The sequence below is a fragment of the Tenacibaculum sp. TB-53 genome, from assembly GCF_059716285.2.
Window position 1 is genome coordinate 2,820,477 of the sequence record NZ_CM202790.1, and the last position, 17,906, is coordinate 2,838,382.

Here is a 17,906-nt window from a genome sequence, read left to right on the forward strand (position 1 = left end):
TAAGCTTTACGTTTTTGTATTTTAAAAATAGATGAAAATAATCTCATACAACGTAAACGGAATTAGAGCCGCATTAAAAAAAGGGTTTATCGATTGGTTACAAGCAGCGAACCCTGATGTAATATGTATTCAAGAAACCAAAGCTCATAAAGAACAATTAGATGTAACTGAGTTTGAAAACGCAGGGTATCCATACCATTATTGGTTTTCAGCAGAGAAAAAAGGGTATTCATCAGTAGCAATTTTTTGTAAAGAAGAACCAAACCATGTAGAGTATGGTACAGGAATAGAATCAATGGATTTTGAAGGGAGAAATCTTCGTGTAGATTTTGATGAGGTCTCTGTAATGAGTATGTATTTACCTTCAGGAACTAATAGTGCTCGATTAGACTATAAGTTCAACTACATGGATGAAATTTTAACCTATGCTACAGAGTTAAGAAAAGAAATTCCTAACTTGGTTATTTGTGGAGATTACAACATCTGTCATGAAGAAATAGATATTCACAACCCGAAAATGAAAGGAGTATCTGGGTTTTTACCAGAAGAGCGTGAATGGTTAGGGAAGTTTATCAGTAGTGGATTTATTGATAGTTTCCGCCATTTACACCCAGAAAAACAAGAGTATTCTTGGTGGAGTTATCGAGCAAATGCAAGAGCGAATAATAAAGGTTGGCGTATTGATTATAACATGGTAACAGAAACTTTAAAAAACAAAATTTCAAGAGCGTATATTTTACCAGAAGCAAAACATTCTGATCATTGCCCAATTGCAGTTGAATTAGATTTATAAAACCAACATGAAGAAATTACTAACACTACTACTTTTTACAACTTCAATTTTTGCACAACAACCTGTTGATAGTCTTTTTATAGCTAAAGATAGTGTTGATGTTGTGGTAAATGACTCTATAAACTTAGCGCAAAACCAAGAGCTATTTTCTACGGAAGATTTAAAAATAATTGATAGTTTACTAATTGAAGAAAAATTCAACTCATCATTGTTTGATAGTATTCAATATGTAATTAACGATAAAGATATTTTAGGAAATACAACCACAATTCTAACAACAGATTTATTAAAGAAAAGATTACAAGACCTAAACGTAAAAACACCGTTTCATTTAGAGTATAATCCTGCGTTAGAAAAAGTAATAAACAGTTATTTAAAATACCGAAAAAAATACTATCCAGCATTAATGGCTCGTGCCCAATATTACTTTCCAATGTTTGAGCAATACTTAGATCAATATGATATTCCGTTAGAAATGAAATATTTGGCTATTGTTGAGTCAGCATTAAGACCAGACGCTCGTTCTTGGGTAGGAGCTACAGGTTTATGGCAGTTTATGTATGGAACAGGTGTTCAGTTTGATTTGAAAGTAAATTCGTATGTAGATGAACGTCAAGATCCTGTGAAATCAACAAAAGCAGCTTGTCAATACTTAAGTCAACTATATAAAATTTTTGGTGATTGGGATTTAGCTTTAGCAGCGTATAATTCGGGTCCAGGAAATGTGTCAAAGGCAATAAAGCGTTCAGGAGGATATAAAAACTATTGGAATATCCGCCCTTTTTTACCCCGTGAAACAGCAGGGTATGTACCAGCATTTTATGCAACGATGTATATTTTTGAGTATGCAGAAAAGCACCATATTTACCCTGAAGCACCGAAAATCTTCAATTTTGAGACAGATACAGTTCGTGTAAAAAGAACCATTAGTTTTGATCAGATTTCAGAAAAAACAGGGATAGATTCTGATTTATTAGCGTTTCTAAACCCGTCGTATAAGCTAGATATTATTCCATATGTAAAAGAAAAAAATTATGCAGTTCGATTACCTCGAAGAAACTTAATGGACTTCTTAGAAAAGGAAAAAGAAATATATGCTTTAGCAAATGAAGATGACGCTAAAAGAGAAAAGCCATTACCAAAGTATTTTGAAATGGATAAACGTATTCGTTACAGAGTTCGAAGTGGAGATTATTTAGGTAAAATAGCTAATAAATTTGGAGTACGAGTAAGTGATATTAAACGTTGGAATGGTTTACGCACACATCATTTAAAAATAGGTCAGAGATTAAGTGTTTATCCTAAAAGAATGGCTGTTCCAAAGAAGGTTTCAAAGAAAAAATATAAAGCACCAACAGGTAAGCATGAGGTGTATGTTGTTAAAGAAGGAGATTCATTATGGACTATTTCAAAAAAATATCCATCAGTTTCTGTTGATGAAATTAAAAAATGGAACAATATTTGGAGTGTTAAGAGTTTGAAACCAGGAATGAAACTTAAAATATTTAAAAGCTAAAAAACAACTACTAAACACCACAAACTATGAATAAACTAATAGCATTATTTGCCCTGATTTTTATAACAGTTTCGTGTAAAAATAAAGGAGAGAAAAGCGACTATGTTTTACCAACATCAAATGGAAATACTAATAAAATATTAGTAGTAATTAAAGGAAATGATTGGGAAGGTAAAATTGGTGACGAAATTCGCTCTGTTTTTGGGGAGCATCAGGTAGGATTACCACAGCCTGAAACATTACTTTCAGTAGGACAAATAGATCCTATAGGATTTAAAGGTTTTATAAGGAATGCAAGAGCTGTTTTGATTCTTAGAGAAGGAGAAAAAGAAAAAATAGCAGTAGAAAAAAACAAATATGCTGAACCTCAAATTTTAGTTTATGCAACAGCTAAAAGTAAAGGAGCTTTGGTTGACTTGATTCGCAACAGAGGAAAAGAGATTATTAAACTATTTAAAGATGAAGATGTAAAATTTACTCAAAACATTTTTAAAAAAGAAAAATTAGATGAAAGCCAATTCAAAACAATAAAAAAATTAGGTATTTCATTAACCATTCCTGAAAGGTTTAAACTTGTTGAAGATACGGGAGACTTTTTATGGTTACGTCAACACTTAAAAAGCGGAATAGCAAGAGGAGATGGAACCAACAACATTTTAGTGTATAGTTATCCATTAGAAGATGAAAGCAAAGTAGAAGATAATATAACAAGAATGCGCGATACGATTGGTAAAAAATATATTCCAGGAAGTAAAGAAGGAATGCACATGATTACCGAACAAGCATATACACCATTTACTTTCGATGCAGAAATTGATGGAAGAAAAGCTTATGAAACTAGAGGTAAATGGGAAGTAAAGAATGATTTTATGGCAGGACCGTTTATTAATTACTCGATAATTGATAAAGAAAACAAACGTGTTCTTGTTTTTGAAGGCTTTACTTATGCACCTTCAGTAAATAAAAGAGATTTTATATTTGAGTTAGAAGCAATAGCAAAATCTTTAAAAATAAAATAAAAGATAAATCATAACAACGGTAGAAAAGCATCAATTTTTAAATTGATGCTTTTTTTATGTAACAAAAAGTTGTAGAAAAAGACAAATAAGATAATCAACCAAATACAAAACCAAATGATTGCACATTTTTTAAAGTTAGAGTGGAAGCAGTTTTTTCGCTCTTCTTATTTCGGAAAAAGTATTGCATTAAAAATTATCATGGGCTTTTTTGCATTGTATATGCTAGTTTCATTTTTAATGATAGGAATAGGAGGGTATTTTTTCATTAAAAAAGAATATCCAAATACAGATCCACTTTTTTTTGTGAATGGATTTCTTGTTTTTTTATTACTTGGAGATTTAATTTTTCGCTACTTAATGCAAAAATTACCAGTACTAAACATTAAGCCGTTTCTAAACTTACCGGTAAAAAAAGAAAAGTTAGTCCATTTTGTATTAGGAAAATCAGCTGTGTCATTCTTCAATATAGTGCCGTTGTTTTTTTATGTGCCTTTTTCAATAGTATTAATAGGTCAAGGCTATGATATTATGGGGGTTTTAGGATGGTTGTTTTTAATGGTTATGCTAGTGTTAAGTGCTAACTACGTAAATTTTTTAATAAATAAAAACAATTATGCACTAGGAGTAATGATTGTTGTACTAGCAATATTGTTTTTTGGAAATAAATACCAGCTGTTTAACGTAAATGATGTGTTTGCTCCTGTTTTTCAATCAACATATAACTTTCCTGCTTTTGCATTAATAGGAATGGTTCTATTGATAGGTTTATATTATATAAACTTTAAATTATTAAGAGAAAAAGCATATTTAGATGACGCTATAAAAAGTAAAGAAGAAGTAGCAAAAGAATCAGACTTATCTTTTGTTGATAGATTAGGAGATGTCGCGCCATTTATTAAAAATGATATTCGTCAAATTTGGAGGAATAAACGTACCAAAACAGTATTTTTTATGTCGTTTATATTTCTTTTTTACGGAACTATTTTCTTTGGAGAAGAAACATATCGAGAAAAAATGCCTGCTTTCTTAGTCTTTGCAGCAATTTTTGTGACAGGAGGTTTTACGATAAATTATGGACAATTTATTCCTGCGTGGGATAGTGAGTACTACAACATGCTTATGAGTCAAAATATTCGTTACCGAAAATTCTTAGAAAGTAAATGGTATTTAATGGTTGTAATGTCAGGAGCATTATACCTATTGAGTATTCCTTATGCTTATTTCTATGGAGTAAATATTTTTTTAATGATAACCGCAGGAGCAATATTTAATATTGGTTTTAACTCGCTCTTTTTGTTATTTGCAGGTTCTTTTAACCGAAAACGTATAGACCTAAATAAAAGTGGGTTTTCAAATTATCAAGGAACCAGTGCAACCCATTTTTTAATCATAATTCCCATAATCGGAATTCCTATGTTCTTATTCTGGGTTTTCAACAAGTTTGTGAGTTTCAATGCAGGAGTTTTAGCAATTGCTATTGCAGGAGTACTAGCATTAGCGTTCAAAAATTACTTTATGAACTTTATAGAAAAAAGATACATTAAAAGTAAGTACGCAGTAATACATGCATTCAGCCAAAAATCATAACTAACCAAAAACTAAACAAAATGATATCTATACATAATATTTCAAAAACATACGGAAGTACACAAGTTTTAAACATAGAAGAGTTGAATATTCCAAGCGGACAAGCTTTTGGGTTAGTAGGGAATAATGGAGCAGGAAAAACAACTTTGTTTAACCTGTTATTAGATTTAATTAGACCAACTACAGGAGGGATTGTAAATAATGAAGTAATTGTAAATAAAAGTGAGAACTGGAAAACATTTACAGGGTCGTTTATAGATGAAACTTTTTTAATAGGATATTTAACACCTGAAGAATACTTTGATTTTGTTGGAGATTTACGCGGGATGAATAAAGCTGATGTAAAAGCTTTTTTAGCTCAGTTTGACGAGTTTTTTAATGAAGAGATTTTAGGAAAGAAAAAATACTTACGAAGCTTAAGTAAAGGAAATCAAAAGAAAGTAGGTATTGTAGCTGCAATGATGGGGAATCCACAAGTGATAATTTTAGATGAACCTTTTGCAAACTTAGACCCTACAACACAAATTAGATTAAAAAAAATAATTAAAAAACTTACAGAAAATAATGATGTAACTGTACTAGTTTCTAGTCACGATTTAAGTCACGTAACTGAGGTGTGTGAACGTATCGTAGTCTTAGATAAAGGAAATGTAGTAAAAGATATAAGCACATCGCAAGAAACCTTAAAAGAACTAGAAAGCTATTTTTCTGAATAAAACAGTGTATAAATCATCTTATAATTATTATTTTTACCTCTTTACGTACAAAAAATACAATTATTACGTTGTTGTACTGTAAAAGTAATAGTATATGAAAAAAGGGGTAAATATAATAGTATTCAGTGTTTTAGTAGCTATTGTGTATTCGTGTAGTGTTAAAAAGGATGCTTTTTTGAATAGAAGTTACCATGCCGTTACTACTAAATACAATGTGCTTTTTAATGGAGAGCAAGCGTATTTAAAAGGACTTGAAGAAATTCAAGAAAAGCACGAAGACAATTTCTGGAAACGCTTACAAATAGAACCTATAACTTTTGATGAAAGTAAGTTAGCTACGAAAGTACTTACACCAGGTACAGGATTTAATACTGAAGAGAGTGAAGAAGACAAAAACCTAACTCCTTTTGAAAAAGCAGAAGAAAAAGCAATAAAAGCCGTTCAAACACATTCAATGAATATTAATGGCTATGAAAAAAATAGCCAGATAGATGATGCTTATTTATTGTTAGGTAAATCAAGATATTATACCCAGCGTTTTATTCCAGCATTAGAAGCCTTTAACTACGTAATAGTTAATTATCCAAAAGCAAATTTAAATTATGAAACAAAAATATGGAGGGCGAAAACAAATATTCGTCTAGGTAATGAAAAAAGAGCTATAGAAACATTAATGTTGTTATTAGATGTTTTAGATGAGAAAGAAAAAATAAATAAAACGGTAAAAGAACAAGCTTATACAGCCATGGCAATGGCATATGAACAAACCGATACCATTCAAAAAATGGTAGATTATTTAAAATTAGCAACTAAAACACGTTACAATAAAGAGCAAACAGCAAGAAATATGTTTGTGTTAGGTCAGGTTTACAGCGAATTAGATAGAAAAGATTCAGCAAGAATGGTGTTTCGAAGATTATCAGAATTTAAAAGAGCACCAGACAAGTTCCGTATTCGAGCAAATATTGAACTTGCTAAAAATACTCCAAATGATTCAACATCAATATTAATGTTGGCAAGGTTAAGAAAACTGATTAAAAACTCTGATAACCGCAAGTTTTTAAACGAGTTATACTACCAAGCAGGGGTGATTCAAGAAGGGAGAAATAATCCTGAAGCGGCAGCAGAATATTATAAAAAATCTTTACAAGCGAAGCATAACAACAATTACCAAAAAACATATGCGTATGAACGCTTGGCAAATATAGCTTTTGAAAAAGAGAATTATTTGTTAGCAGGCTCATATTATGATAGCGTATTGCAGGTGGTTTCCAAAGAGTTTGATCAAGAAAAAAGAATTCGTAGAATTCGTAGAAAGAGTAAAGGGTTAACAACTTTAAGAAAATATGAGGAAACTGTTAAAAATAACGACAGTATTCTTAGTTTAGTTGGAATGACGCTAGATGAAAGAACTTCTTTTTTTGAAACATACATAGAAAAAATAAAGAAAGAAGACGAAGAAAAAAGACAACAAATGCTCAATGCTCAGAACTTTGGAAATGGTTTTGGAGGCGGTGTATCTATAAATAATAGTGCAAATAAAGGGAAGTGGTACTTTTACAATACTCAAGCATTAGGGTTTGGAAGAGCAGATTTTCAAAAAATATGGGGAACACGCCCTCTAGAAGATAACTGGCGATTATCAGACAAATCTATTAGCGTCACAGAAGATGTGTCTGATGATATTAATGGAAAAAAAATCAACAAAAGATATGAGCTTTCAACATATCTTGAAGCTATACCAACTGATGACAATGTAATTAATGACCTTGTAAAAGAGCGAAATGATGCATTATATCAATTAGGACTAATTTATAAAGAGCAGTTTACAAACACTACACTAGCAATTAAAAACCTAGAACGCTTAAGACAGGTGAGTATAAATAATAAGTTGGAACTGCCAATAAGTTACCACTTGTATCAAATATATAAAAAGCAAGGAAATGTATCTAAGTCAAATGATTATAAGAACATTATCCTAGAAAAGTATCCAGAAACAAGTTTTGCTCAAATAATTTTAAACCCAGATAAAAAACTTGTTAAAAAGAAGAAAGAAGATGAGGTTTTAAATAAGTATAAAGAAATATATTATTTATATAAAGAAAATAAATTTGAAGAGGTTGTTAGTGAAATAGATAAATTTTCAAGTACACTAAAAAATTCAAATTTAATCCCTAAATTCGCACTTCTAAAAGCCTTGGCGATAGGTAAATATCAAGATAAAGAGACCTATAAAAAAGCGCTAGAGTTTGTTGCAGTTAGTTATGCTACTACTCAAGAAGGTAAAAAAGCAAAAGAAATTATAGAACTATTAAATAAAGCATAACCCCTTAAATTCCCCGAATATGTTTGGTAAAGAGAGTAAAAAAACAGGAGAAAACAAAGTTGCAGAGAGAAACATTATAGGAAAAAACACTAAAATAATAGGTGAGATTATTTCAGAAGGAGATTTTAGAATAGATGGAATATTAGAAGGAACCATAGAAACTAAAGGAAGAGTAATAATTGGAAATACTGGTTTAATTAAAGGAAAAGTTGAATGTACTAATGCAGATATAGAAGGAGAGTTTTCAGGAGAGCTTTTTGTTTCAAACACTCTTACAGTAAAATCTTCAGCAAATATTAATGGTGATGTAATTATAGGAAAATTATCTGTAGAACCAGGAGCAGAATTTAATGCCACTTGTGCCATGAAAGGAGCGGTAAAAGAACTAAATAAAAATGAGCAAGGACTCAAAGAAAAAACCGCTTAATAAATACATACGATTCACAGGAATCGCACTTCAAATGGGATTAACTATTTACCTAGGAAGTTTGCTAGGTAAATGGTTAGACCAAAAATATCCAAACGACAACCAACTTTACGTAAAAATTTGTACACTTGCAGCAGTTTTTGGTGCCATTTACTCTGTAATACGCCAAGTAATTAAGATAACCGACAATAATGAGTAAACGAATTTTAGTATTTTCTTCTATTATATTAGTTTTAGGTATAGGAGGCTTCTTTTTAAACAGTTTTTTGCTTTCTAATGCGGGTGTAACACTTTCTTTTTCTGTATTACAAGTATACTGTTTTAATGTAATAGCAACTATTTTAATTTATTCTTTAATAGAATGGGTACTTGGATATTTACCAAATGAAACAGGATATTTATATTTAGGAATGTTAATGGTAAAATTCGGAATTTTTATTTTACTATTCCAAAAGAGTATTTTTTCAGAAGCAGGGTTAACAAACCCAGAAAAAGCAACCTTATTAATTCCTATTATGGTGTTTTTAGCTATCGAAACTGTAGCGTTGTCAAAAATACTTAACACTAAATAGATGAGTTGTTTATGGCGATGTGTGGTGTTCTTTAAAACTAAGCAAAAAAAGGGTTTGTAGTTTTAATTAAATGTGTACCTTTGCACCGAAATTTACAGACCCAAAATCTATATTTAGTAAAGGTATGATGGTAGCAAACAAAACTATCAAGTTTTTAACACTTTTAACACTTGTGTTTTCATCGTTAACTGCATTTGCAGGTGGAGACGATACAACTTCTAATGATAGTGGTAGAATTAACACTAAAGAGTCAATAGATGCTTATATTAAGCATCACTTGGCAGATTCTCATGATTTTAACTTGTTTTCATATACAAATGATGCAGGAGAGCGTAAGCATATAGGCTTTCCATTGCCCGTTATAGTGAAAACTACTAAAGGAATTAAGTTTTTCATGTCGTCAAAATTTCATCATAACGATGATGGTACATTGGTTGTGGATGCAGGTGATGTGAAATTGGTGAAAATACATAGTAAAATATATGAATTAAATGCGGGTGAAGAAGTGGTTGCTTTTGATGAGGAGCATCATGCTACTAACGCACAGAAAGTATTGGATTTGTCTATTACCAAAAGTGTGTTTGGTATGTTTTTGGCAGGTTTGTTAATGTTCTTTGGATTTAGAAGTTTAGCTTCTGGGTACAAAAAAGGACCAATACCAACAGGTGTAGCACGTATATTAGAACCTTTAGTTTTGTATGTAAGAGATGAAATTGCACGTCCTAATATTGGAGAGAAACATTACCGTAAATTTATGGGGTTCTTATTAACGGTGTTTTTCTTTATTTGGGTTTTAAACTTATTAGGATTAACCCCGTTAGGTTTTAACGTAACAGGTCAAATAGCAGTAACAGTTTGTTTAGCCTTATTTACATTTTTTATCGTACAATTTAGCGGAAATAAAGATTATTGGAAACATATCTTCTGGATGCCAGGTGTGCCAGTCTTAATGAAATTAGTATTAGCACCAATTGAGGTGTTGGGTATGTTAACTAAGCCATTTTCTTTATTTGTGCGTTTGTTTGCGAATATTACTGCAGGACACTCAGTAGTTATGGGTATCGCAGCGTTAATGATTTTATTAAAAGCAAAGTTTGGAACAGCGGGAGCAACAGGAATCTCTTTCTTTTTAACCTTGTTTTTAACTATTATAGAGTTGTTGGTAGCTTTTCTACAAGCTTATATTTTTACCATGTTATCATCGTTATTTATTGGTATGGCGGTAGAAGAACATGACCATCACTAAGAACTAGAATCAAAAATTTGTTTAATTATATATAAATCAATTATTATGACACTTAATTTAGTTGGAGCAGGATTAATCGTAATCGGAGCAGGATTAGGATTAGGGAAAATCGGTAGTAGTGCAATGGAAGCTATTGCTCGTCAACCAGAAGCTGCTGGTAAAATCCAAACTGCAATGATTATTATTGGAGCATTATTAGAAGGTTTAGCATTCGGTGCTTTACTTTTAGGATAAGCAACAAAAAACAAACAAATTCCTGTAACGGTTGGTTGCAGGAATTGTTTACACAATTAAACAAAAAAACACAAAAAATATATAATAATGGGAATATTTAATGACTTTTCTGTAGGGTTGTTTTTTATGCAACTAGTAATTTTAGCTTTATTAATCTTTATAATGGCAAAGTTTGCATGGAAGCCTATTTTAAATGCGTTAAATGAGCGTGAAGAAGGGATTCAAGGTGCTTTAGATGCTGCAGAAAATGCACGTAAGGAAATGCAAAACTTGCAAGCGGATAACGAAAGATTAGCAAAAGAAGCTAGAGCAGAGAGAGATGCAATGATGAAAGAAGCTCGTGAGATAAAAGATAAAATTATAGCTGATGCTAAAAAAGAAGCAGAGGATCAGACTACTATAATGATAGATAATGCAAAAGCTACAATAAAACAAGAGCAACAAGCAGCTATCGCTGAGTTAAAGAAAACAGTAGGTAACTTATCTATCGAAATAGCTCAAAAGGTAGTAAGAAAAGAATTAGCTTCACAAGATGAACAATTAAAGCTTGTGGAAGGAATGTTAGAAGAGGTTACTTTAAACTAATCAGTAGATGAAAGAATCAAGAGCAGCATTACGTTACGCAAAAGCAATTTTAAATTTAGCTAAAGAATCAGGAAATGAAGCTTTAGTAAATGATAACATGAAGTTAATCGTAGATACAATTGCCGAAAGCGCTGATTTAGATGTTATGCTTAAAAGTCCTGTAATTAAAGCTGCAGATAAGCGTAAAGTTTTAAATGCACTTTTTGGAGATAAAGTAGACAACATAGTAAAAGGGTTGTTTAATTTATTAGAGGAAAATAAGCGTATGGTGATGTTAGACCCTATTGCTAAGCAATATGCAGTTATATATGATCACTATAAGAACACAAAAATTGCCAGAGTTACAACCGCAGTAGCTTTAACAAAAGAGTTAGAAGATAAAATACAAGCTAAAATTGTAGCCCTTACAGGAAACAATGCAAGTATTGAGAATATAGTAAATCCAGAGATATTAGGAGGATTTATCTTACGAGTTGGAGATGTGCAGTATGATGCAAGTATCTCTAGTCAATTTAATGAGTTAAGGAGAGAGTTTGACAACGGTCATTACATTCCAAAAATTTAATTATACATCAAAAGAAATAAGATGGCAGCAATTAAACCAGCTGAAGTATCAGCAATTTTAAAGGAACAATTAACAAATTTTGAGTCTAAAGCTTCATTAAATGAAGTAGGGACTGTATTACAAGTAGGTGATGGTATTGCACGTGTTTATGGATTATCTAACGTACAATACGGAGAATTAGTAGAATTCGATAACGGATTAGAAGGTATCGTATTAAACTTAGAAGAGGATAATGCAGGTGTTGTATTATTAGGAGCTTCTACTTCAGTAAGAGAAGGATCTACTGTAAAACGTACAGAAAGAATTGCTTCTTTAAAAGCTGGAGAAGGAATTGTAGGACGTGTTGTTAACACTTTAGGGCAACCAATCGATGGTAAAGGACCAATCGAAGGGGAAACTTTTGAAATGCCTTTAGAGCGTAAAGCACCAGGAGTTATCTTCCGTGAGCCTGTAACTGAGCCAATGCAAACAGGTATTAAATCTATCGATGCAATGATTCCAGTAGGACGTGGTCAACGTGAGTTAATCATTGGAGACCGTCAAACAGGTAAATCAACTGTTGCTATTGATACTATCTTAAATCAAAAAGAATTTTATGATGCAGGACAACCAGTGTACTGTATCTACGTAGCTATCGGTCAAAAAGCTTCAACAGTAGCAGCAATTGCTAACATGTTAGAAGAAAAAGGAGCGTTAGCATATACAACTATCGTTGCTGCAAATGCATCTGACCCTGCACCTATGCAGGTATATGCACCATTTGCAGGAGCTGCAATTGGAGAATATTTCCGTGATACTGGTAGACCAGCTTTAATTGTTTATGATGATTTATCTAAGCAAGCAGTAGCTTACCGTGAGGTATCTTTATTATTAAGAAGACCTCCAGGGCGTGAGGCTTACCCAGGGGATGTATTCTACTTACACTCAAGATTATTAGAACGTGCTGCTAAGGTAATTGCTGATGATTCTATTGCAAAAGATATGAATGATTTACCAGAATCATTAAAATCTAAAGTAAAAGGAGGAGGATCTTTGACTGCATTACCAATTATCGAAACTCAAGCAGGAGACGTTTCAGCATATATTCCAACAAACGTAATTTCGATTACTGATGGTCAGATATTCTTAGAGTCTGATTTATTCAACTCAGGGGTTCGTCCAGCGATTAACGTAGGTATCTCTGTATCACGTGTAGGAGGTTCGGCTCAGATTAAATCAATGAAGAAAGTATCTGGTACACTAAAGTTAGATCAAGCTCAGTACCGTGAATTAGAAGCATTCGCTAAGTTTGGTTCTGACTTAGATGCTGCAACTTTAAATGTAATTGAAAAGGGTAAGCGTAACGTAGAGATCTTAAAGCAAGCTCAAAACGATCCTTATACTGTAGAAGATCAGGTAGCTATTATTTATGCAGGTTCTAAGAACTTGTTAAAAGATGTGCCTGTAAACAAGGTAAAAGAATTTGAAAAAGATTATTTAGAGTACTTAAATGCGAAGCATAGAGATACTTTAGATACTTTAAAAGCAGGGAAATTAACTGATGAAGTAATTGATACTTTAAGGGACGCTGCTAAAGAAATTTCAGCTAAATTTTCAGCTTAATAAAAACAAAAAAGGCATCCCCGTGTTACAACGGGGGTTTTATAAATTTTAAGTTCAATTAAATGGCAAACTTAAAAGAAATACGTAACAGAATTACTTCGATTAAATCAACAATGCAGATTACCTCTGCCATGAAAATGGTATCGGCTGCAAAGTTGAAAAAAGCTCAAGATGCAATTACAGCAATGCGTCCGTATTCATCTAAGCTTACCGAATTATTACAAAGCTTAAGTGCTACATTAGATAGCGATGCAGGTGGAGTATATTCAACAGAAAGAGAAGTAAATAAAGTATTGTTAGTTACTATAACTTCAAACAGAGGTTTATGTGGAGGTTTTAACTCATCTATCATTAAAGAAACAGTTAAAACAATTAACGAGAAATATAATAATACTGCTGTTGAATTATTAACAATTGGTAAAAAAGGAAACGATATTCTATCAAAAGATTACACCGTTGTAGAAAATAGAAACGATATTTTTGATAACTTAACTTTTGATAACGTTGCTGAAGTTGCTGAACAGTTAATGAATTTATTTGTAGATGGTTCTTACGATAAAATAGAAATCATTTACAACAGATTTAAAAATGCAGCGACTCAAATACCACAAGTAGAACAATTCTTGCCAATTCAACCTATAGAAGGAGAAACAAATGCTAATTTAGATTATATTTTTGAACCGTCTAAAGAGGAGATTATTTTAGAATTAATTCCTAAGTCATTAAAAACGCAATTATACAAAGCAATTCGTGATTCATTTGCTGCCGAACACGGTGCTCGTATGACTGCAATGCACAAAGCAACAGATAATGCAACAGAATTACGTGATGAGTTATTATTAACTTATAACAAAGCACGTCAAGCTGCAATTACAAACGAGATTTTAGAAATAGTTGGTGGGGCAGAAGCTTTAAATAACTAGAATAATATTTTCAATCATTTAAAAGGTCAAAGCTTATTTAAGTTTTGACCTTTTTGTTTTTCTAAGCTATTTTTATATAGATATAAGTATACTAATAAAGGAATCAACCCGTGAGGAAGCCTATATATTGTTAAGTATAAGTATTGGTGCATAATACTCAAAGAAAAATCATAGTGAAAAGCGCTAAAAATTCTAGCCAAAGCAGTTACACCCCCCCAAAAACAAGCATATAGCAGGACTGGTTTTGAAAGTTTGGGGATAAATATAGCAATAGCAATGATAAAATCTAAAACACCAGCTACGAATAATAGGTTTTTAGCCATTTCTTCTTGTACAGGTAAGATGTTTAAGGTCATAGTAACAAAATTACCAGGTAATGGATAAAAAACACCAATAGCGTACATTCCATGACATATAAAAGCTAGGGCGATAAAAACTTTAAGATAAAAAAGTAAAAGAAGTGCGTTTTTGTGTTTTAAGAAATATAATAAAGCAATAGGAACTCCAAACTGAATAGTGTGCTCAAAAAACATTATAAGGTGAAAAAACTTATTCTTGGTAATCATTAAAGCTAAAAAAATTAAACTTACTGCACCTAATTTTAAGATACAACGCATCCATTTTTTTGAATTTTCATTTATTATTATTGAAATGATTGCACATACTAAGTATAAAACACCAATACTTCTAGTTAAAATTTGGATAGCTAAATCTGTATTTAGGTTTGTAACATACGACTGCCAACTAATGTCAAAAACAAAATTAATCACAGGTTCTAATAAGTGTTGGTCCCAAAAGAAACTTCTGTATGGAGCATCCCAAAATAAATGCTGGTAAGCTCTACCGGAAAAAATAAAAAAAGAAGAAATTTTTAAAAAAGAAAGAAGGGTTTTAGTACTCATAAAGTAAGGTTTAAACAAAAGTAAAAATAGAGGATATGTAGTTTGTTAAAATAAGATTAGTAAACTATAAAAGAATAGTTAGGTTAATGTTAGTCAGGTTATTATATAATTAATTTTAATAAAAACAAACGATTAATTTGAAAGGTAAAAAATATATTTGTGATAACTAACTAGTAAACTTAAAAGCCCCCTCACGATGAAAAAAATTATTTTAACACTGTTATTTTTAGCAGTCCTTAGTACTTATGGTTCTAACGATAAGTACCGATTAATCATCACAGATAATCCTGCAACTACTATAATGATTGGTTGGAACCAAATTTCAGGATCCAACCCAGTTGTGTATTATGGAACGACAGATAATGGAACCAACTGGTCAAATTATCCAAACTCTAAATCTGTAGACCGTTCAGTTTCTTATAAAGGAATGAGTAATACTTTTGCTAAGCTAACAGGTTTAAGTCCTAATACTAACTATTATTTTGTAATTAAAGATAGCCAAGGAGTAAGTAGTCGCTTTTGGTTTAAAACAGCTCCAAGTAACAATGATAAAATGTCATTTATCGCTGGAGGTGATTCAAGAAACAATAGAACACCGAGAAGAGATGCTAACTTATTAGTTTCTAAATTAAAACCAACAGCTGTGTTTTTTGGAGGAGATATGACTAACGGAGACTCAAGCTCTGAATGGCAAGATTGGTTTAACGATTGGCAATACACAATAGCAAGTGACGGAAGAATGTTTCCTATTGTACCAACAAGAGGAAATCACGAAGGCTCAAATAATAGTATTTATAACCTGTTTAACGTTCCCTCAACGAGTGTTTATTACGATATCACATTTGGAAATAACTTATATACAATCTATACGTTGAATTCAGAAATTTCAGCAGGAGGGAGTCAGTATTCATGGCTAAGTCAAAAGTTGAATGCTAATAACTCTATTTGGAAGTCGGCTCAATACCATAAACCGATGCGTCCACACGTATCATCAAAATCAGAAGGAAATGATGAATACGCTAGTTGGGCTCAATTATTTTATGACAAGGGAGTGAACTTGGTATTTGAATCAGATTCTCATACAGTAAAAACTACATGGCCAGTAAAACCTTGTTCCAGCGGAAGTAATTGCGATGAAGGCTTTGTTAGAGATGATGTAAACGGAACCGTTTATGTAGGAGAAGGTTGCTGGGGTGCTCCTTTACGTTCATCCAATGATTCAAAAAACTGGACGAGAGATGCGAGTACCTTTAATCAATTTAAATGGATTTTTGTTGAAGAATCTAAAATAGAGGTTAGAACGATTAAGGTAGATAATGCGAGTAGTGTAGGTTCAGTTTCAAATCAAAACCCATTCACAATACCTTCTAATTTAGATATATGGAGCCCATCTAATGGTAGTGTGGTAACAATTATAAGTAGTAACGTTAGCTATCCAGAAGTTGCAATTACAAGTCCATCATCAGGCGCATCACATACCGTAAACACTCCAGTAACAATTTCTGCTACTGCAACCGATAGTGATGGAACTATTTCAAGTGTTAAGTTTTACGTAAATAATACTTTAGTAGAAACTGATATGAGTACTCCTTATTCTTATAACTGGACACCAACAAATAATAACCAATCATATACTATTAAAGCAATAGCAACAGATAATGATGGATATGAAACTACTTCTGAAGAAGTTTTAGTTTTTGTAGGAAACGTTTCTAAAACTGTTACTTCAACAATCAATAGTACCAATGATGATGCTGAACAATATGAGTCGTCAGGGCAAATGTATATGAACAGTTCTGATTTAGAATTGGTTTATGATGGAAGCTCAAAAGGAAACCAGCATGTAGGAATGCTATTTAGAAACTTAAATATACCGGCAAATGCTACGATAACGAATGCGTATATACAATTTACGACAGATGAGACAAATTCGGGAAGTACATCATTAGAAATTAAAATTCAAGACTCATCAAATGCACCAGACATTACTTCACAAAGCTATAATATAACTTCAAGAAGTTATTACAGTCAATCGGTTGCTTGGAACCCTAGTTCATGGAGTTCTGTTGGAGCATCTGGAACAGCACAAAGAACTCCTGATTTAAAATCATTGGTACAATATGTTGTGAATAAATCTAATTGGAATTCAGGTAACTCTATGATGTTTTATATTTCTGGAACAGGTGAACGAACGGCAGAATCATATGATGGAAGTAGTGCTAGTGCTCCAAAACTGATAGTTACTTATAGTACAGAATCTCTTGATAATGGAGGAGGAGAGACTCCAGAATGTGAGGATGTAAACGTAACAATTACTTTTGATAAATATTCTTATGAAACTTCTTGGACTTTGAAGGATAAAAATGGGCAAACAGTGATAAGCGGAGGTGATTATACTCAAGGAAATGGAGAGTCCATTACTGTGTCAAAATGTATACCTGTAGGATGTTATGATTTTACAATTAATGACGAATATGGTGATGGTATATGTTGCAGTTATGGAAGTGGTTCATATGAAATAACAAATAGCAAAGGTGACGTATTAGCTTCAGGAGGAAGTTTTGGCTCATCTGAAACCAAACAAGTTTGTTTGAATACTTCTACTGCTGCAAAGGAGCAATTAAGAAGTAAAAAAACAGAAGAAATAAACAATTCAGAAATGAGTATTTATCCAAACCCAGCTGTTGATAAGATTTATATTAAAGGAGGAAAGAATACATTTTTATGGATTGCAAAAATAGTAGACGTATCAGGAAGAAAAGTAATAGAAATACCTGTAATTAATAACTCAATAGATGTTTCTACAATTTCAAATAACTCAATTTATATTGTTGAAATATATGATGAATTAGGACAAAGAAAATTATCAGAAAAAATAATGAAGAAATAGGTT

17 protein-coding genes are annotated in these 17,906 nt (G+C 31.9%); 16 read left to right on the forward strand and 1 reads right to left on the reverse strand.

What is annotated here, in order from left to right:
• Positions 1 to 31 precede the first annotated feature (31 nt).
• From AC3VJB_RS12895 to atpG, 15 genes are all read left to right on the forward strand, one after another.
• Entirely contained in the window at positions 32 to 793 is a 762-nt protein-coding gene (locus AC3VJB_RS12895; RefSeq protein ID WP_437823580.1) for an exodeoxyribonuclease III, read from the forward strand.
• A gap of 7 nt (positions 794 to 800) precedes the next feature.
• Positions 801 to 2,309: a lytic transglycosylase domain-containing protein gene (locus AC3VJB_RS12900; protein WP_281979539.1), complete on the forward strand. Its 1,509-nt coding sequence runs from the start codon at positions 801 to 803 to the stop codon at positions 2,307 to 2,309.
• A 26-nt stretch (positions 2,310 to 2,335) separates the two neighbouring features.
• Entirely contained in the window at positions 2,336 to 3,328 is a 993-nt protein-coding gene (locus AC3VJB_RS12905; RefSeq protein WP_437823581.1) for a DUF4837 family protein, read from the forward strand.
• 114 nt (positions 3,329 to 3,442) lie between these two features.
• Complete coding sequence (locus AC3VJB_RS12910) at positions 3,443 to 4,915, forward strand: DUF5687 family protein (protein ID WP_497667224.1); 1,473 nt, start codon at positions 3,443 to 3,445, stop codon at positions 4,913 to 4,915.
• Positions 4,916 to 4,935: 20 nt separating this feature from the next.
• The gene (locus AC3VJB_RS12915) at positions 4,936 to 5,631 is read left to right on the forward strand and encodes an ABC transporter ATP-binding protein (protein ID WP_281979540.1); all 696 of its coding nucleotides are present in this window, start codon (positions 4,936 to 4,938) and stop codon (positions 5,629 to 5,631) included.
• Between the two features lie 94 nt (positions 5,632 to 5,725).
• Positions 5,726 to 7,957 (forward strand): type IX secretion system periplasmic lipoprotein PorW/SprE, encoded by a 2,232-nt coding sequence (gene porW / locus AC3VJB_RS12920; RefSeq protein ID WP_437823583.1) that lies wholly within the window; start codon positions 5,726 to 5,728, stop codon positions 7,955 to 7,957.
• 19 nt (positions 7,958 to 7,976) lie between these two features.
• Complete coding sequence (locus tag AC3VJB_RS12925; RefSeq protein ID WP_047788147.1) at positions 7,977 to 8,384, forward strand: bactofilin family protein; 408 nt, start codon at positions 7,977 to 7,979, stop codon at positions 8,382 to 8,384.
• Positions 8,353 to 8,583: an AtpZ/AtpI family protein gene (locus AC3VJB_RS12930; protein WP_159488822.1), complete on the forward strand. Its 231-nt coding sequence runs from the start codon at positions 8,353 to 8,355 to the stop codon at positions 8,581 to 8,583. The genes AC3VJB_RS12925 and AC3VJB_RS12930 overlap by 32 nt, the downstream gene beginning before the upstream one ends.
• A complete protein-coding gene (locus AC3VJB_RS12935; RefSeq protein WP_073182425.1) occupies positions 8,576 to 8,956 on the forward strand; it encodes a DUF6168 family protein in 381 nt (126 codons plus the stop codon). The genes AC3VJB_RS12930 and AC3VJB_RS12935 overlap by 8 nt, the downstream gene beginning before the upstream one ends.
• A gap of 124 nt (positions 8,957 to 9,080) precedes the next feature.
• A complete protein-coding gene (gene atpB, locus AC3VJB_RS12940; RefSeq protein ID WP_047788369.1) occupies positions 9,081 to 10,202 on the forward strand; it encodes a F0F1 ATP synthase subunit A in 1,122 nt (373 codons plus the stop codon).
• A 45-nt stretch (positions 10,203 to 10,247) separates the two neighbouring features.
• On the forward strand, positions 10,248 to 10,436 hold the full coding sequence (gene atpE, locus AC3VJB_RS12945; RefSeq protein WP_028891526.1) for an ATP synthase F0 subunit C: 189 nt from the start codon (positions 10,248 to 10,250) through the stop codon (positions 10,434 to 10,436).
• Positions 10,437 to 10,523: 87 nt separating this feature from the next.
• Positions 10,524 to 11,021 (forward strand): F0F1 ATP synthase subunit B, encoded by a 498-nt coding sequence (locus tag AC3VJB_RS12950; RefSeq protein ID WP_047788149.1) that lies wholly within the window; start codon positions 10,524 to 10,526, stop codon positions 11,019 to 11,021.
• 7 nt (positions 11,022 to 11,028) lie between these two features.
• Positions 11,029 to 11,586, forward strand: a complete 558-nt coding sequence (atpH, locus tag AC3VJB_RS12955) for an ATP synthase F1 subunit delta (RefSeq protein WP_047788150.1) — start codon at positions 11,029 to 11,031, stop codon at positions 11,584 to 11,586.
• A 21-nt stretch (positions 11,587 to 11,607) separates the two neighbouring features.
• A complete protein-coding gene (gene atpA, locus AC3VJB_RS12960; RefSeq protein ID WP_047788151.1) occupies positions 11,608 to 13,188 on the forward strand; it encodes a F0F1 ATP synthase subunit alpha in 1,581 nt (526 codons plus the stop codon).
• Positions 13,189 to 13,250: 62 nt separating this feature from the next.
• On the forward strand, positions 13,251 to 14,111 hold the full coding sequence (gene atpG / locus AC3VJB_RS12965; RefSeq protein WP_047788152.1) for an ATP synthase F1 subunit gamma: 861 nt from the start codon (positions 13,251 to 13,253) through the stop codon (positions 14,109 to 14,111).
• 26 nt (positions 14,112 to 14,137) lie between these two features.
• On the opposite strand, the gene AC3VJB_RS12970 is transcribed toward atpG, so the two are convergent.
• A complete protein-coding gene (locus AC3VJB_RS12970) occupies positions 14,138 to 15,013 on the reverse strand; it encodes a hypothetical protein (RefSeq protein ID WP_159488824.1) in 876 nt (291 codons plus the stop codon).
• Between the two features lie 196 nt (positions 15,014 to 15,209).
• Here AC3VJB_RS12970 and AC3VJB_RS12975 point away from each other — a divergent pair, with 196 nt between their 5' ends.
• Positions 15,210 to 17,903, forward strand: a complete 2,694-nt coding sequence (locus AC3VJB_RS12975) for an Ig-like domain-containing protein (RefSeq protein ID WP_437823584.1) — start codon at positions 15,210 to 15,212, stop codon at positions 17,901 to 17,903.
• The last annotated feature ends 3 nt before the right edge of the window (positions 17,904 to 17,906 follow it).

Coding starts and splice junctions, on each gene's coding strand:
- AC3VJB_RS12895 (WP_437823580.1), top strand. CDS start 32: ATGAAAATAATCTCATACAACGTAAACGGAATTAGAGCCGCATTAAAA.
- AC3VJB_RS12900 (WP_281979539.1), top strand. CDS start 801: ATGAAGAAATTACTAACACTACTACTTTTTACAACTTCAATTTTTGCA.
- AC3VJB_RS12905 (WP_437823581.1), top strand. CDS start 2,336: ATGAATAAACTAATAGCATTATTTGCCCTGATTTTTATAACAGTTTCG.
- AC3VJB_RS12910 (WP_497667224.1), top strand. CDS start 3,443: ATGATTGCACATTTTTTAAAGTTAGAGTGGAAGCAGTTTTTTCGCTCT.
- AC3VJB_RS12915 (WP_281979540.1), top strand. CDS start 4,936: ATGATATCTATACATAATATTTCAAAAACATACGGAAGTACACAAGTT.
- porW (WP_437823583.1), top strand. CDS start 5,726: ATGAAAAAAGGGGTAAATATAATAGTATTCAGTGTTTTAGTAGCTATT.
- AC3VJB_RS12925 (WP_047788147.1), top strand. CDS start 7,977: ATGTTTGGTAAAGAGAGTAAAAAAACAGGAGAAAACAAAGTTGCAGAG.
- AC3VJB_RS12930 (WP_159488822.1), top strand. CDS start 8,353: ATGAGCAAGGACTCAAAGAAAAAACCGCTTAATAAATACATACGATTC.
- AC3VJB_RS12935 (WP_073182425.1), top strand. CDS start 8,576: ATGAGTAAACGAATTTTAGTATTTTCTTCTATTATATTAGTTTTAGGT.
- atpB (WP_047788369.1), top strand. CDS start 9,081: ATGATGGTAGCAAACAAAACTATCAAGTTTTTAACACTTTTAACACTT.
- atpE (WP_028891526.1), top strand. CDS start 10,248: ATGACACTTAATTTAGTTGGAGCAGGATTAATCGTAATCGGAGCAGGA.
- AC3VJB_RS12950 (WP_047788149.1), top strand. CDS start 10,524: ATGGGAATATTTAATGACTTTTCTGTAGGGTTGTTTTTTATGCAACTA.
- atpH (WP_047788150.1), top strand. CDS start 11,029: ATGAAAGAATCAAGAGCAGCATTACGTTACGCAAAAGCAATTTTAAAT.
- atpA (WP_047788151.1), top strand. CDS start 11,608: ATGGCAGCAATTAAACCAGCTGAAGTATCAGCAATTTTAAAGGAACAA.
- atpG (WP_047788152.1), top strand. CDS start 13,251: ATGGCAAACTTAAAAGAAATACGTAACAGAATTACTTCGATTAAATCA.
- AC3VJB_RS12970 (WP_159488824.1), bottom strand. CDS start 15,013: ATGAGTACTAAAACCCTTCTTTCTTTTTTAAAAATTTCTTCTTTTTTT.
- AC3VJB_RS12975 (WP_437823584.1), top strand. CDS start 15,210: ATGAAAAAAATTATTTTAACACTGTTATTTTTAGCAGTCCTTAGTACT.